This is a genomic window from Actinomadura rubteroloni (assembly GCF_002911665.1).
Taxonomy (GTDB): domain Bacteria; phylum Actinomycetota; class Actinomycetes; order Streptosporangiales; family Streptosporangiaceae; genus Spirillospora; species Spirillospora rubteroloni.
In genome coordinates, this window is record NZ_MTBP01000004.1 from 526,930 (window position 1) to 542,245 (window position 15,316).

Annotated in this window: 10 protein-coding genes and 1 rRNA gene; 3 read left to right on the forward strand and 8 right to left on the reverse strand. The window is 72.8% G+C overall.

All coding sequences use genetic code 11. The features are described from left to right. Positions 1 to 42: 42 nt before the first annotated feature. Both BTM25_RS26600 and BTM25_RS26605 read right to left on the reverse strand, forming a co-directional pair. Complete coding sequence (locus BTM25_RS26600; protein ID WP_103565826.1) at positions 43 to 5,508, reverse strand: SDR family oxidoreductase; 5,466 nt, start codon at positions 5,506 to 5,508, stop codon at positions 43 to 45. A gap of 5 nt (positions 5,509 to 5,513) precedes the next feature. Then, a complete protein-coding gene (locus BTM25_RS26605) occupies positions 5,514 to 6,827 on the reverse strand; it encodes an acyltransferase domain-containing protein (RefSeq protein WP_168212253.1) in 1,314 nt (437 codons plus the stop codon). Between the two features lie 360 nt (positions 6,828 to 7,187). Here BTM25_RS26605 and BTM25_RS26610 point away from each other — a divergent pair, with 360 nt between their 5' ends. Both BTM25_RS26610 and BTM25_RS26615 read left to right on the forward strand, forming a co-directional pair. Further along, the gene (locus BTM25_RS26610) at positions 7,188 to 8,408 is read left to right on the forward strand and encodes an alpha-hydroxy-acid oxidizing protein (protein WP_103565830.1); all 1,221 of its coding nucleotides are present in this window, start codon (positions 7,188 to 7,190) and stop codon (positions 8,406 to 8,408) included. Next, positions 8,405 to 9,214, forward strand: a complete 810-nt coding sequence (locus BTM25_RS26615; protein WP_103565832.1) for a class I SAM-dependent methyltransferase — start codon at positions 8,405 to 8,407, stop codon at positions 9,212 to 9,214. Before BTM25_RS26610 ends, BTM25_RS26615 begins: the two co-directional genes overlap by 4 nt. Here BTM25_RS26615 and BTM25_RS26620 read toward each other — a convergent pair whose 3' ends face one another. The 6 genes from BTM25_RS26620 to BTM25_RS26645 form a co-directional block, all read right to left on the reverse strand. Further along, the gene (locus BTM25_RS26620) at positions 9,215 to 9,535 is read right to left on the reverse strand and encodes a GroES family chaperonin (protein ID WP_103565834.1); all 321 of its coding nucleotides are present in this window, start codon (positions 9,533 to 9,535) and stop codon (positions 9,215 to 9,217) included. A 10-nt stretch (positions 9,536 to 9,545) separates the two neighbouring features. Next, positions 9,546 to 10,481, reverse strand: a complete 936-nt coding sequence (locus BTM25_RS26625; protein WP_103565836.1) for an NAD-dependent epimerase/dehydratase family protein — start codon at positions 10,479 to 10,481, stop codon at positions 9,546 to 9,548. Between the two features lie 9 nt (positions 10,482 to 10,490). After that, entirely contained in the window at positions 10,491 to 11,234 is a 744-nt protein-coding gene (locus BTM25_RS26630; RefSeq protein ID WP_103565838.1) for a serine protease, read from the reverse strand. 9 nt (positions 11,235 to 11,243) lie between these two features. After that, the gene (locus BTM25_RS26635) at positions 11,244 to 12,188 is read right to left on the reverse strand and encodes a DMT family transporter (RefSeq protein ID WP_103565839.1); all 945 of its coding nucleotides are present in this window, start codon (positions 12,186 to 12,188) and stop codon (positions 11,244 to 11,246) included. 106 nt (positions 12,189 to 12,294) lie between these two features. Beyond that, positions 12,295 to 13,062: an SDR family NAD(P)-dependent oxidoreductase gene (locus BTM25_RS26640; protein ID WP_103565841.1), complete on the reverse strand. Its 768-nt coding sequence runs from the start codon at positions 13,060 to 13,062 to the stop codon at positions 12,295 to 12,297. Positions 13,063 to 13,071: 9 nt separating this feature from the next. Beyond that, on the reverse strand, positions 13,072 to 14,532 hold the full coding sequence (locus BTM25_RS26645) for a flavin-containing monooxygenase (protein ID WP_103565842.1): 1,461 nt from the start codon (positions 14,530 to 14,532) through the stop codon (positions 13,072 to 13,074). A gap of 689 nt (positions 14,533 to 15,221) precedes the next feature. On the opposite strand from BTM25_RS26645, the gene BTM25_RS26650 reads away from it, so the two are divergent. Then, positions 15,222 to 15,316 (forward strand): 16S ribosomal RNA (locus BTM25_RS26650); the annotation flags it as partial.

Here is a 15,316-nt window from a genome sequence, read left to right on the forward strand (position 1 = left end):
AATCGGATGCTGTCTCGTTTCTGGCAGACGTGACAAGTTATGTCAAGAACGATCCGGGCCCGGGTTCGGTCCGCCGTTCTCTCCGCGACGCTCACGGGGATCGGCCACGCCCTTCGGATGGCCTTCGAGACCGCGGATGGTGAGGAGGACCTCCCCTGCGTCGTCGGCGGCGACGCACGACCGGCCGTGCGGGCCTTCCCGCACGGCGCTCAGCAGGACGGCCCGAGCCCGATCGGCGATGTCGCGATCGCTGCCCGTCCGGTGGAAGGTGATCTCCCGGAAGGACTTGAGCGCGTGGACCGGGAGGGAGGTCTCCGTGCCGTCCAGCAGGACGCTGATCCGGGCGAGCGCGTCGAGGAGGAGCGCCGGTGTGCGGAATGCGGTGAAGGGCGGCCGGTGGACGTGGTCGGGCGGGGCGAAGCCGCCGTAGGCCGTGCCGTCGTGCACGGCGGTGGCCGTGGTGGTGACGAAGGCTCCGCGCAGGACGATCGAGCCGTTCGGCAGGTGGTACGGGTCGGGCAGCGGCACGGCGTCGGGCGGGACGACGATCGGATGCCGTGGCGCGTCCGGTGCGGAATCGGCGAGGACCACCGTGCAGCGCGCGTGGCGACGGCTCGGGAGCCTGCCTTTCGGGCTGCGGAGGTCGCTGTGGAAGGTGACGGCGACGTGGGTCTCGGAGTCGTCGGAGCGTTCGATCTCGGTGCTGATCCGGAAATCGACGGTGCCGGTGCGCGGGTGCGCTTTGAGGAAACGCTCGAAGGTCCCGTCGAGAACGCGGACGGGGAGCCGTCCCGGGCACGCCGCCGAGGCGGCCTCGACCGCCATCTCGACGAGGAAGGCGCCCGGAACGGTCGGCCTGCCGTCGACCAGATGGTCGTCGAGGTAGGAGTGGCGCTCGACGTCGAGGCTGCACCGGACGTCGCCTTCTCCGGACGGGGCGTCGCTCAGGAGCGGGTGGGTCGGGGGCTGTCCGTCGGCCGCCGCGATGATGCCCGGGAAACGCCGATCGGCGATGGCCGCGTCCAGCGGGCCGAGAAGCAGGACGCACGGCGGACGCGGGGCGCCCGCCAGGACGTGCCGGAACTGCCGGACGCCCTCCGCCGTCGTGATCGCGGTATAGCCCTGCCGGGCCAGTTGCTCGCGCATGACCGCGCCGGAGGCGAGCCCGGTCTCCTTCCAGATGGGCCAGGCGATGGTGCGGTGGTCGAATCCCTCCGCGTCCGCCTGAACGGCGGCGGTCGCCAGGTAGTCGTTGGCGGAGGTGTAGTCGGAGTTCCCGGGCTGGCCGGTGAACGCGGAGACCGAGCCCATGTTGATCCATGTGCGCGGATGGCGAGAGCCCAGGGCGTCGCGCAGGTGCGCGTGCCCGCGGACCTTGACGTCCCGGACGAGACGGAACTCCTCCAGCGACTTGCGGCGCGTCTCGGTGGACCGGTTGACGCCCGCCGCGAACAGCAGGAGGTCGATGACCTGGTCCTCCGCCAGGATGCGGTCGACGGACCGCTGGACCGCCGCCCGGTCCAGGACGTCGCACGTCAGGTAGCGCACGCGGTCGGCGCCGCACTGGTCGGTCAGCGCCCGGAGAGCGTCGAGGGTCTCCTGCCGTTCGACCTGCCGGTCGTATTCGCGGTTGGCCGCCGCGATCGAGACGGACGGGTCGTCGCGTCTGCGGGCGCGGAGGTGGTCGCTGCGCGATGTGCCGGGCGGGAACGCCGGGGCGCCGGTGATGTCGCTGCGGCCGAGGATCCATATCTTCGGCCGGGCGGCGTGCGCCAGATCGTCCAGGAGCGCCGCCGTGATGCCGCGGGACCCGCCCGCCGCGACGATGACGCTCGTGTCGTCGAGCGGCGGGGACGGCGTCGCCGGCGGTTCGGGTGCGGGCGTGGGAAGCGGCTCGAAACGGTCCGCGCCGACACGGAGAACGATCCCCGTGGTGGAGTGCCGTCCGAGCTCCTCGCCCCAGTGGCGCAGGCCGCCTTCCGGCGTGTCGGCGTCGGACAGGACGCAGAGGACCGTGGCGTCCGGAAGGTCGCAGGCCACGGTCTTGCCGAAGCCGGTGAACAGTCCGGCCCGGCCGACCGGCAGCCCGTGGGCGACCGCGTTGTAGAGAAGCGTCGCCACGCTGCCGTGGCCCAGCTCGTCGAAGCACTCCTTGAGGGCGAGGAAGGCCAGTTCGTGGAGGCCCAGGACGTCGGCGTCGGAGTCGGCGACGATCCGCAGGTGCCGGGGCCGCCAGCCCGCCGCCGCGACCAGGCCGGCGATGACGCCCTCGCCCGGTGCGGCCGTGTGCACGCCGGGACGTTCCGGACCGTCGGCCGTGGAGACCACGAGCGTGTGCGGCGGGAGCGTCGCGGGCGGTACCGACCCGTTGGTGAGAACGAGGCAGTGGTCGGGGAACGTCTCGACCGCCTCATCGGCGGCCACGGCCTGCACGGACCGGTACGCGAGGGCGTAACGATGGACGACCTCTGACTCCGGGGGAGCGGGCGGGGCCGTGTCCGGGGAGGCGGCGACGGCCAGGCGCGCCGTGCGGCCGGTGAAGGGGTCCGTCCAGGACACCGTCGCGTCCTCGCGCCGCAAGACGTGGGCCAGGACGGCGAATGCCGAGTCGGCCGCCATGTAGCTGCGCCGTTCGAGCGGCTTGGGGCGGGCGCCGTCCGTATCGACGACGGTCGTATCGCCGAGCGTGGCGAGCACCGGCAGGTCGTTGCGCAGGGCGTGGGACCGCCGCGTCAGCGCGAAGCACACCGCCGTCTCGCCCAGTTCGTCGACGCCGTCGAACGCGGGCAGGACGAGGTCGGCCCACGCCGCGTCGCTGTGGGCGTTGACGCAGACCACCAAGGCGAGGTCGAGGTCGCCGGAGGCCAGGTGATCACAGGCCGCCCGCAGTGCGTCCAGGCTGGAACACGTGCCGGTGTCGCAGTTCATCGCCAGGCCGTGGAGGTCCAGCGCGGCGGCCACGCGCGCCGGGATCAGCGACGGCATGCCGCCGGGGAAGGCGTCCTCGGTGGCCGGTTCGATGGCGCCGCGCGCGTCGGCGGCGAAGCGGTCGAACGATTCGGCGAGCGACGGGTGCTGCGCGGTGCGCGGATCCACCACGTTGTCGCGGAGGTCGTCCAGCGCGCAGCGCACGGTGTGCCGTGCCGCGTGGGACGTGAGGCCGCAGTGCGCGCCGATCACTCCGCAGGTGTCCTTGAGCTCCGACCAGAACGGGCCGAGCTCGTCGTGGAGCCCGTCGACCGCCAGCAGGGCGAGCCGGTGGGACGGGTCGAGGGTCCGATGGGTCGCCGGAGGAGTCCGCAGCATGCGCAACGGCACCGGAGGCACCGTCGCGAACGCCGCCGGCGTCTCGCCCGCGCCCGAGACCAGCCAGGCCGAGACGTCCTGCCGGGACGGCCCTCCGGGCAGGACGGCGTTCCAGCCGACCAGCACGACCGGGTCGCGCCCGGCCGGCCTCGGGTCCGCCGCGAGGCCGGGGTGGTCGTCGGTGATCACGGCATGGGCGTTGGTGCCGCCGAAGCCGAAGGAGTTGACGGCCACGGTCCGGACACCGGTGTCCGGACGGGGCCAGGGCACCTGGCCGTCCGGGACGGTGACCCGGGGCGGCAGGTCCGGGCTGGGCGCGGTGACGGCGGGCCGCTGGGCGGGGATCGCCGAGCGCCGCAGCCCCTCCACGGCGTGGATCACCGACAGGACGCCCGACGGCCATCCGGTGTGCCCGATGAGCGACTTGTTCGACGTCATCACGAGGTCTTGGTCGTCCGGGAACACCGACGCCAGCGTGGCGAACTCGGTCTGGTCGCCGGCCCGCGTCCCGGTGCCGTGCGCGACGATCCACGAGACGTCCTCCGGTGACGGGCCCGCCCGGTAGGCGCGCCGGACGGCGAGCACCTGCCCCCGGCTGTTGGGCGCGTAGATCGCCTTGCCCTTGCCGTCGCAGGAGGTGCCGAGGCCGGTGAGCACGCCGAGCACCGGATCCCCGTCCGCACGCGCCCGTTCCAGGGTCTTGAGGACGACCACGGCGGCGCCGTCGGAGAACAGCGTCCCGTCGGCGGCGCTGTCGAAGGCGCGCACGGCGCCCGTGGGGCTGAACCCGCGAAGCGCGGCGAACAGGGCCATCGACCGCGGAGCGAGGGCGAGGGTGCCCCCGCAGACGGCGATGTCGCAGGCGCCCGAGCGCAGGCGGCGCATGCCGAGGTCGATGGCGTAGAGGGACGAACTGCACGCGGTGTCGACGACCATGACGTCGGACGGCGTCGGCAGGACGGATTCGGCCGCCGCCGTGATCGCGGCGTGCGGGAGGCAGCGGACGGGGTCCGGGGCGGCGTGGCGCAGGTGCTCGCGTGCCGCCCGGACGACCTCCTCGGCGTCCGGCGTCCCGGCGAGGCCCCGGCGCAGGGCGGCGAGGACCACCGAGTCCTCCAGATGCTGGCTTCCGTCGGGCGACGCCCCGATGTAGAGCGCGGTCCTGTCGGCCGGACGGCTGACCACGCCGTCCCACGCCTCCGCGAACGCCCTGCGCAGCCACGTGGTGTTGTGGTCCTCGGCGCGTACGGATTCCGGCGCGTCGGTGGTGACGAAGCCCAGCTCCGGTGCGTAGATGCGGTCGGGGGAGTGGTAGCTCTCCCCGGACCACCGCCGGCCGGGCTCCCGGAAGACCGGATCGCCGCTGGTGAGCAGCTTCCAGAGGGCGTCGGTGCCGTCGGCGCCGGGTACCACCGAGCCCGTGCCCACGATCGCGATCGCCTCGCCCGCGTTCACCGGCTCGATCTGTGCGGGCTCGGGCGCCGGCGGCGTCGGCAGGGGAGCGCCGATGCTGAGCCCGCCGTCGGCGAGCACGGTCTGACCGGTGATCCACCGTGCCCGTTCCGAGGCGAGGAACAGGACGAGGTCGGCGTACGCGCCCGGGTCGACGCGCGGTTCACCGGCCTCGGGGGACTCCCGCAGCGCCGGGCTCTCGACGCCGCAGGCGCAGTTGACCCGGATTCCGAGCGGGGCGAGCTCGACCGCGAGGTAGCGGGTCGCAGACTCCAGCGCCGCGTTGCCGATGCCCAGCGCCGCGTGCTCGCCGGGGACGAGACCGGAGCCGGTCGAGGACATCGTAACGACGGCGCCGCCGGGCCGCATGATCTCGGAGGCGAGGAGCGAGCAGTCGACGGCTCCCCGCACCGTGGTCTGCCAGGTCCGCGTCCAGTCGCGTCGCGTGGGTTCGCGCACGGGTGCGAGCGCGCCCGGCGCGGCGTTGTTGACCAGGACGTCGAGGGTCCCCGCCGTGGCCCGGATGTGATCCATCATCCGGCGCAGGTCATCGGGCTCGGCGACGGAACCGTGGAGGACTTCCACGCCGCCCCCGGCCCCGGTCAGCTCGGCGGCCGTCGCCTCGGCCGACTCGCCGGAGTCGTTGATGTAGACGCGGGCTCCGCCGAGCGCGAAGCGGGTGCTGATCGTTTTGCCGATCCCGTGGCCGCCGCCGGTGACGAGCACGGTCCTGCCGTCGAACTCCGACATGCCCCTCACCTCGCGTCGCGGTCGAGTCGGCGTCGGACCTCTTCGGCCACGTGGGCCAGCGTGGGGAAGTCGGACACTTTGAGGTCGTTGGTGTTGGGCAGCCCGAACCGTCCCGCCGCCCGCACGAGCAGTTCGGTCTGCTTGAGGGAGTCGACGCCGAGGTCAGCTTCGAGGTCGGAGTCGTCCTCCATGACCTCGACCGGGTAGCCGAGGACCTCGGCGTAGAGCGAGCGCAGGGCGTCGAGGACGTCCTCGGGCGGGGGGTCCCGTGGCTCGTCCGGCGCGGCGGCCCGCTCGTCCGTCGGCTCCGCCGGCGTCGGCCGCTGCGGCTCGGTCCGGTCTTCTCGCGGCTCGTCCCAGGTCCGGCAGTCGACCGAGGGCACGCTGCGGCGCACGACCTTGCTCATGATCTCGCCGGCCCCGCATTCGACGAAGTCGCGGACGCCGTGCGCGTGGAGCGTCCGGACCGCGTCCAGGAAGTCCACGGTCACGAGTTCCTGGTCGACCAGCGTCGCGCGGACGTCGTCGGCGTCGGTCAGGTGCCGGTGGTGCAGCGTGGAGTAGAGGTTCCGGGACAGGGGCCGCTGCGGGACGTCGCGGATCAGTTCCCGGTGCCGGGCCACGACCGGCGCCATGCGCGGTCCATGGAACGGGAACGGCGCGGGGAGCGCGGCGGCGGGCACGGCCAGCGCACGCGCGATCTCCCCGACACGCACCAGGGCGCCGGACGAGCCGGACACCACCGTCTGGTCCGGCGCGTTCCGGCACGCCACGGCGAGCGTCGGGTCGTCGGCGAGGTGGATCAGGGCCGAGGCCCGCGCGGCGTCGAGCCCGAGAGCGACCATGCCGCCGTCGCGGAAGGCGAGGTCCATGAGCGCCTCGTTCCGCGCCTGGAGGACCCGGGCGCCGTCGCTGATCGAGAAGGCTCCCGCGCAGGTGGCGGCGGCGATCTCGCCGAGACTGTGCCCGAGCAGCACGGCGTCGTCGGGGAGGTCGCGGCGGCGGGCCGCCCAGAGGCCGACCGAGGCGGCGAAGATGGCCGCCTGGAGCAGATCCGGCGCGTCGGCCGCGAGTTCCGCCGCCGACGCGTCCCCGTCCCCGCCGAGCAGCTTGTCGAGTCCGCCGTCGAGCGCGGCGGAGATCTCCTCCAGCACGGCGTCGGAGTCGGGCGAGGCGGTGCGGAGTTCATGCAGGATGCCCGGCCGGTAAGCGCCCTGACCAGGGAAGATGACGGCGGTTCCGCGCCGGATCGCCCGTCCGGGCGGGCCGTGCCCGTTCACCCGGGGGCCTGCGGTGGTCGACTCTGTTTCGCGTGGCATGCGCGTCCTTCCGGAATCGGGTGGATGACGGCTCCTTCTTCCCTGCCTACTCCGCGATCTGATTTCGATGCCAGGGCGTCGCGCGGTCCACATGTCACGCCTTTTCTGATTGTCACGACATGCCGCCGCCGACGTGCGGACGAGCGCACTGCGGAACGGCGACGGACTTCGCGCGTCGGCCGGGCCACGACCGAGAAGGCGTGACGTTCTCCGCATGCGTGACATGTCCGGGAGCGGAATCTCGTTGTTCTGCTCGGCCCTCGGCGAATTACTGGGATAGAGCCGTCCGTTCCGCGACCGGAAGTGCGGTCCGGGACGGCGAAAAGCACGTGAGCGTCAACGAGGGAAGGAGCCGGTGCCATGGCCTACACGGGCAGTTACCAGGCCCAAGTGTTCGCCGACGGAGGGAGTCCGTTCCCTTTCACACCGAAGGGGCTGGAAGAGGCGGCGCGGCGGGACCTGCCGCGCAGGTACTTCGACTACATCGCCGGCGGGGCGGGCCGCGAGCGGACCGTGGCGGCGAACGAGGCGGCGTTCGGCCGGTGGGGGATGACCTACCGGGTCCTGCGCGACGGAGCCGCCGCCGACGCGTCCACCACCGTGCTGGGCACGCCGATGAGCATGCCGGTGATGCTGGCCCCGGCGGGGGTGGCGGAGCTGGCGCACCCCGAGGCCGAGGTGGCGGCGGCGCGGGCGGCGGAGCGGGCCGGGGCCGTCCAGGTGCTGTCGGCGGTGACGTCGGCCTCGCTGGAGGAGGTCGCCCGCGCCGCTCCCCAGGGGCGCAGGTGGTTCCAGTTCGCGTGGCCCGACGACGAGAAGCTGGCCCGCTCGTTGATCGAGCGGGCCGAGGCCGCCGGATACGGCGCGCTGGTCGTGATGGGCGACTGCCACGTGGCGGGGTGGCGGACCCGGGAACTGTCCTCGGGCTTCTTCCCCTTCCAGCACGCGCACGGGCTCGGCAACTACATCTCGGACCGGCGGTTCTGGGAGCTGGCGGGGTTCGGCTCCGCGCCCGAGGACCGCGACCGCCTCACCCCGGAGATGATCGAGGCGGCGGCCTCGACGTGGAACCGGGTCTTCACCCGGCCCGCGCTCCTGCCCGCGGACGTGGCCCTGCTGCGTTCGTGGACCCGCCTCCCGATCGTCGTCAAGGGGGTGTGCCGTCCCGACGAGGCGGCGCGCCTGTGCGCGGCGGGCGTCGACGCCCTCATCGTGTCGAACCACGGCGGCAGGCAGCTCGACGGCGGAGTGGCGGCGCTGGACTGCCTGCCGCCGGTGGCCACGGCGGTCGCCGGACGCGTCCCCGTCCTGTTCGACTCCGGCGTCCGCACCGGCACCGACGTGCTGATCGCGCTGGCGCTGGGAGCCGACGCCGTGATGATCGGACGCCCGTGGCTGTACGGCCTGGCCGTCGGGGGACAGGCGGGAGTCGAGCACGTCCTGCGCAGCCTGCGCGAAGAGTTCACCGGCGCCCTCGCGCTGACCGGCCACCGGAGCTGCGCGTCGCTGTCGGCCGCCGACATCGTCGCCGTCGCTCCGCCCACCGATCCCGGAACCCCGGGGAAAGGAGCGACGTCATGACGACCCGCCACTCCGAACGCTACGGCGACGACGTCTTCAGCCATGCTCATGCCGACGAGCGGGAGCGCCTGGAGGCGCTGTGCGCGGTGCTCGATCCGGTCTCCTTCGAGGCCCTGGACGCGCTGCCGCGACGATCCGTGCGCCGCTGCCTGGAACTGGCGGCGGGCACCGGCTCGGTCGCGCGCCGGCTGGCCGAACGCCACCCCGCGGCGCAGGTCACCGCGACCGACCTGGACCTGCGCTTCCTGGACGCCGCCGGCCACGCCAACCTGGAGTACGTCCGCCACGACGTGACGTCGGACGGGTTCCCCGACGCGTCCTTCGATCTGATCCATGCCCGCTATCTGCTGTCCCACCTCCCCGAACGCGGCCGGGTCCTGGCCGACATCGCCGGATGGCTGGCCCCCGGGGGCCAGGTGGTCCTCGAAGAGTCGGCCCTGTTCCCGCTGTGGGCGGCACGCGACGAGACCTACCGCAGGGTGTCCATGGGCGTGTTCACGGTGCTCGCGGAGCGGATCGGCACCGACTGCGAGTGGCCGCTCGACCTGCCCCGCGAGGCGGCCGAGTGCGGCCTGACCGACGTCAAGATGCGCATCACCTGCCCCACCACGGCCCACGACACCCCGATGGGCCGGTTCTGGCGGCTGACGATCCGGCATCTGGGCCCGGCGATCACCGAGCTGCCCGGAATCGGCCCGGACGACGTTCCCGCCGTCATCGACCGGCTGTCGCGTCCGGGCCTCATCGAACCGGGGATGGCGACCGTCACCGTCACCGCGACCCGGCCGGCGTCCCCGGCACGCTGATCAGAGGTACAGGCCGGTGCCGTGCTCGGGACGCTCGTTGGCGACGGCGTGCAGGTCCCGCTCCCGCATGACCAGGTAGCTCTCGCCCTGGACGTCGACCTCGAACTGGTCGTCGGGGTGGTACAGGACGCGGTCGCCGACCTTCACCGTCCGCACGTGGTGGCCGACGCCGCACACCTCGCCCCACTGGAGCCGGTTGGACTGCTCGACCGTCGCGGGGATCACGATGCCGCCGCTGCTGCGGCGCTCGCCCGCGTCCTTCTCGCTCCGGATCATGACGCGGTCGTGCAGCATCTGGATCTCGAACTTGGCGGCGGACACGCGGCAGATTCTAGCCCCGGCCCGCGACCACGGCGTTCCACGCGTCCGTGACGATCGAGGTCAGGCCGGACCGGCGCGGGCGCCAGCCGAGATCGCGGCGGATCAGCGAAGCGTCGCCCACCAGCCGGGACGGCTCGGGCCGCGCCGGACGGTGCTCCACCGGCACCGGCCGTCCCGTCACGGCCGTCACCTCGGCGACCACAGCCGCCACGCTGACGGCCTCGTCCCCGCTCACGTTGTAGACGCGGTCCGCGCCCGGGACGGTCGCCGACAGCGCGGCGGCGTACGCGGCGGCGAGATCGTCCACGTGCACGTACGCGCGGACCGCCGACCCGTCCCCGTGCACCGCCAGCCGCTCCGCCCGGGACGCCGCGACCTCCAGCGCCGCCGGGACGAGCCGCGTCCGGTCCGGGTCGGGACGGCCGTCCACCGATCCCGCGACGTTGAACGTCCGCAGCACCGTCACGCCGATCGCCCCCGTCCGCGCGTGGAACCGCAGCAGGTGCTCGGCGGCGAGCTTGGACGCCCCGTACGGGCTGCGCGGATCGGGCACCCGGTCCTCGCCGACGGGCTCGGTGCCGCACGGCCCGTACACGGCGGCGGTGGACGCGAACACCACGCGCGGCGGGCGTCCCCCGCCGGGCAGCGCGGCCAGCAGGTTCGCGGTCCCGGTCGCGTTGACGGCGAAGAACCCCAGCGGCTCCTCGAACGAATCGCGGACGCGGGTGGCGGCGGCGAGGTGGCACACCCCGTCGAACGACGACCCGGCGAGCGCCGCCGCGAGCCCCGGCGGGTCCAGCAGGTCCCCGGCGACCGGCGCCACGTCCGGCGGCACCTCCCGCCGGACGTCCCGGACGAGCCCGGACACCTCGTGCCCGTCCGCCGCGAGCCGCCGCGCCACCGCGTACCCGACGTGACCGCCCGCGCCCGTCACCAGGACCCGCATGTCAACTCCTCACCGTAAGGGCGCCACCCGCGCGTACACGCCGGGGTAACCGGGACGCGCGCACCCGTACGCCCAGGACGTCAGCGCCACCAGCCGTCCGCCGGCGAGCAGCGGCCCGCCGCTGTCGAACTGGCACGTGTCGGCGGCCGGGGACCCCGCGCAGAGCATGTCGGCCGCGTCGTAGTCGCCGCCGTAGGCCCGGCGGCAGGCCGCGTCGCCGGGCAGCGGGACGTCCGCCGCGCGCAGGCGCGTGTTGAACAGGTCCTTCTCACTGCGCAGGCCCCAGCCGAGGATCCGGCCCGTCCGCGCGCCGCCCGCCGTGCCGACGGGGACGGGCGTGCGCGCCACCCGCCGCGCCAGCGTCAGCTCGGCGAGGTCGTGGTGCTCGACGGTCTCGCCCCGGAAGTCGCCCTCGCGGAACCGCGCGTCGACGCGGATCCTCTTCACGGCGATCCGCTCGCCGCCGCCGGACACGAGGTCGGACCGTCCGAACGTCACGGTCATCAGCCCCGGCGCGAACTTGAACAGCGCGGCGCAGTGCGCGGCCGTCAGCACCCGGTCCGGCGCGACGAGCGCGCCGCCGCAGAACTGCCCGCCCGGACGGACGAGGAACAGCGGCGACCCCACCGCCGCCAGCCACGGGTACCGGGACGCGTCGGCGGGCGTCCCGCCCACCATGGCCGCCGCGGGGGCCGCCCCCATGACCCCCGCCGCGACTCCCAGAGCGACCAGGGTCCGGGGGAGAAGGTCCATTCCGGCAATCTAGGCGACGGACCGCCGCCCCGCACCCGCTCCGGCGTTTTCCCCGTCCGGAGCGTTCTCATACCGGGGGAACAGCAGCAGCGCGACCAGCGCCAGGACGAGCCCGCCGCCGCGCAACGCGAACGGGACCGGATCGCCCGGCCACCGCTCCTGGAACAGGATCATGCTGCTGACCAGCAGATACGTCCGGCCGATGACGGTCAGGACGCTCGCCACCACCGACAGCCGACACCGCTGCACCGCCACCTGGAGCTGGACCAGCGCGATGACCGCGAACACGACCGTCAGGTACGGGTACGGCGACCGCGCCACCGCCGCGACGCTCTGCGTGTCGTGGTAGAGGATCGCCATCCCCCGGATCCCCGCCTCGGCGAGCCCCGCGCACGCCCCCGACCCGATCCCGTACGCGACCCCGGCGAGCCGCCGCGCGTGCCGTCCGCTGGCCCTGCGGTCCCCGACCAGCCACACCAGGCCCGCGATGACCAGCGCCGGTCCCATCACCGCGACCATCATCCACGGCGCCCGCAGCACGTCCGTCGCGTGGAGCTGGACGCGCAGGACGCCGTCCGTCCGCGCCGACAGCCCGATCAGCACGGTCGCGACGACGAACAGCGCGATGCTCGTCCACTCGCGCCCGCTCATCTGCTCGCCCAGGAACAGCGCCGTGTAGACCAGCAGCAGCACCAGGCTCACCGCGAACACCGGCTGCACCTGCGTCATCGGCATCACCGTGAACGCGACGACCTCGTACCCCAGCCCGATGACCAGCACCAGCCCGCCGCCGAGCCACACCGGGCTGAGCAGCATCGACCGGGCCACCGTGAACGGCCGGCTCCCGCGCAGCGGCGGCATCTTCTCCGCCGCCGAACGGAAGATCACGAACGCCACGTAATAAGCGCTGGACGCGAGCAGTGCCAGGACGAAATTGCCCAGCGAGTCGCCCATCGGGGGGTTCCTCTCGGCGAGCGGACGGCGACCGTCCAGCCTGCCGCCCGCCCTCGCGCCCGGCTAGATCGCCGGATGACAACGCGCGGACGCCGAACCCGCTGTTTCAGTCGTACCGGCGCCCCGCGCGCGACGACAGACGTCCCGCCAATCCCTGCGGCACCATCCGCGACAGGGCGACGATCGCCTTGTACTGCGCGCCCGGCACGCTGATGTCCGCGCCGCGCCGCAGATCCCGCAGCGCGGTGTCGACGACCTTGTCCTGCGGCAACCACAGGAACTCGGGGATCCCCTGGACGTCCATTCCCGCGCGCTCGTGGAACTCCGTCCGCACGAATCCCGGGCAGAGCGCCATGACGCGCACGTTCGGCCGTCCCTTGGCGGCGATGTCGTGCGCTACGCCCCGGCTGAAACTCACCACCCACGCCTTGGACGCGCCATAGGTGCCGCGCGTCGCGAACGCCGCCACCGACGACACGTTCACCACCCCGCCCCGGCCGCGCTCCAGCATTCCCGGCAGCGCCGCGTGCGTCAGCCGCAGCACCGCCTCGCAGTGCACTTTCAGCATCGTCGTCTCGGCGTTCACGGGGACGTCCAGGAACGTCCCGTTGTTGCCGAACCCGGCATTGTTGACGAGCAGGTCCACGCCGTCGCGAACGCGCTTCTCGGCGGCCTCGATTCCCGTGTCCGTCGCCAGGTCCGCCACGACCGTCTCGGCGCGCACGCCGTACCGGTCGGACAGGTCCCGCGCGGACGCGTCCAGGCGCTCGCCGTTCCGCGCCAGCAGGACGAGGTCGAATCCGTCGGACGCGAGGCGCCGGGCGAACGCGGCGCCGATCCCGGCGGTCGCTCCGGTGATGAAGGCAGTCGGCATGGTCCGACCCTAAGCCGCGCGGCGCACGCGGAAGTGCCGGGGGTCGGGCCGCCGCGTCGCCCGCCGGTAGGCGAAGGTGAAGCCCGGCCAGTTGCTGACGACGGTGCCGTCCGCCGACTGGTACCAGCTCGCGCAGCCCGCTTCCCAGACCGACCCGCTCAGCCGCCGGCGCATCGCGCGGACGAACCTTTCCTGGACGCGCGGACGCACTTCGATCGACGCCAGACCGTGCCGCCGCATCGCTCGGACGCAGGCGCTCACATAGCGGAACTGCGATTCCAGCATGTAGATGATGCTGTTGTGGCCGAGATTGGTGTACGGGCCGTAGAGCAGGAAGAGGTTCGGGAAACCGGCCACGGTGATGCCGAGGTGGGCCTGTGCGCCGTTCCGCCATTCCGCGCCGAGTTCGCGTCCGTCCCGGCCCTCGATCCGCATCGGTGCGAGGAAGTCGGTGGCGGCGAACCCCGTCGCGTGGACGATGACGTCGGCGGGGCGTTCCGTCCCGTCCGCGGTGACGACGCCGTGCTCGGTGACGCGCGCGATCGGGTCGGTGACGAGGTCGACGTCCGGCCGTGTCAGCGCCGGGTAGTAGTCGTCGGAGATGAGGACGCGCTTGCACCCCATCGGATAGTCCGGGACGAGCCTTCGCCGCAGCTCCACGTCCGGGACCTGCTCCGCCAGCCGCCGCAAGAACCGGCGGCGCATGAACCCCATGAGCTTCGGGTTCACCACGAACCCCACTGCGCGGGACTCGTACTGCGCGTACGTCTTCGCCCGGCTCAGGGTGTGGACGCCTGGGAACGCACCCAGCACGGTGCGCTCCCAGAGCCGGTACGCGCGGTCGGGCTTGCCGATGACGTACGGGGGCGTCCGCTGGTACAGGTCGAGATGCGCGACCCGTCCGGCCAGCGACGGGACGATCTGCACCGCGCTCGCCCCCGTCCCGATCACCGCGACGCGCTTGCCCCGCAGATCGACGTCGTGGTCCCAGCGCGCCGAATGGAACGTCGCGCCCCGAAACTGCGCGCTCCCCTCGATCTCGGGGACGACGGGCCGGTTGAGCTGGCCGCACGCCGAGACCAGCACCCGCGCCGCGATCTCGCCGACGCTCGTGTCGACCCGCCAGACGGCCGCGTGCTCGTCGAACCGCGCGCCACGCACGTCCGCGCCGAACCGGATGTGCGGCAGGACGCCGTGCTCGCGCGCGCAGTCCTCCAGATAACCGAGGATCTCCCGCTGGGGAGGAAAACGCCGGGACCAGTCCGTCTTCGGCGCGAACGAGAACGAGTACAGGTGGGAGGGGACGTCGCACGCGGCACCCGGGTAGGTGTTGTCCCGCCACGTCCCGCCCAGCGTCTCCGCCCGCTCCAGGACGACCACGTCGTCCACCCCGGCGCGCTTCAGCGTGATCGCCATCCCGACGCCGCCGAACCCCGCGCCGATGATCACGACGTCATGCGGTGCACCCATGTCCGCGGCTCCCAGCTCCTGGACGACCCGACCGCCCGAGCGTAAGTGACCATTGGGTCACCAGGCGACCCTTGGGCCCGATGCGCCCACTTGCCGACCCTTCCTACCGTGCCGGACGCGGGCGGCGCGCCCCGCCTTGACATCGGACGCGCGACCGCGTAAGTTAATCGCTTGTCCCCCGATGGGGTGCGGGACGTCGCGTGCATCGCGATGACCGATCCCGAGGGACCTCCACGACAACCTTCTCCAGTGTCGGCTTGCGCCGTGTCTGGTGTGTTGTGGTGCGCCGGGAATTGCGGGTTTGACATCCGCGGGATCTCTGGTGAAATAGCGGAGCCGTTGCGGACGGACGCGAAAGCGAACCCGGCGCAAAGGAATCGGAAAAGCGCGGAATTGACAGTCCGAGCGGATCTGATAAAGTAGAAAACGTCGCCCCGGAGCGAGCATCACGGAAGTGGTGGGAGCGCGGTGGGTGTCCGTTTCTTGAGAACTCAACAGCGTGTTAAAAGCCAGTGCCTTTATAACGGCCCGACATGGTTCGGGTCGTCCCCGAGGCCACTCGTGTTCGCGTGGTGGTCTGGGATTTCTTTGAGGCAAGCCGGTCCCGTTTGGGGTCGGCATGCTGGGATTTCGATCCCTTCATGAGGTTTGGCGGTTCCGGGTTCGCCCCCGGTGTCGTCGTTGGGACCTTGATGGAGAGTTTGATCCTGGCTCAGGACGAACGCTGGCGGCGTGCTTAACACATGCAAGTCGAGCGGAAAGGCCCTTCGGGGTACTCGAGCGG

Bases quoted from the DNA above. Each gene is read 5' to 3' on its own strand.
- BTM25_RS26600 (WP_103565826.1), bottom strand. From the start codon at position 5,508: ATGTCGGAGTTCGACGGCAGGACCGTGCTCGTCACCGGCGGCGGCCAC.
- BTM25_RS26605 (WP_168212253.1), bottom strand. From the start codon at position 6,827: ATGCCACGCGAAACAGAGTCGACCACCGCAGGCCCCCGGGTGAACGGG.
- BTM25_RS26610 (WP_103565830.1), top strand. From the start codon at position 7,188: ATGGCCTACACGGGCAGTTACCAGGCCCAAGTGTTCGCCGACGGAGGG.
- BTM25_RS26615 (WP_103565832.1), top strand. From the start codon at position 8,405: ATGACGACCCGCCACTCCGAACGCTACGGCGACGACGTCTTCAGCCAT.
- BTM25_RS26625 (WP_103565836.1), bottom strand. From the start codon at position 10,481: ATGCGGGTCCTGGTGACGGGCGCGGGCGGTCACGTCGGGTACGCGGTG.
- BTM25_RS26630 (WP_103565838.1), bottom strand. From the start codon at position 11,234: ATGGACCTTCTCCCCCGGACCCTGGTCGCTCTGGGAGTCGCGGCGGGG.
- BTM25_RS26635 (WP_103565839.1), bottom strand. From the start codon at position 12,188: ATGGGCGACTCGCTGGGCAATTTCGTCCTGGCACTGCTCGCGTCCAGC.
- BTM25_RS26640 (WP_103565841.1), bottom strand. From the start codon at position 13,062: ATGCCGACTGCCTTCATCACCGGAGCGACCGCCGGGATCGGCGCCGCG.
- BTM25_RS26645 (WP_103565842.1), bottom strand. From the start codon at position 14,532: ATGGGTGCACCGCATGACGTCGTGATCATCGGCGCGGGGTTCGGCGGC.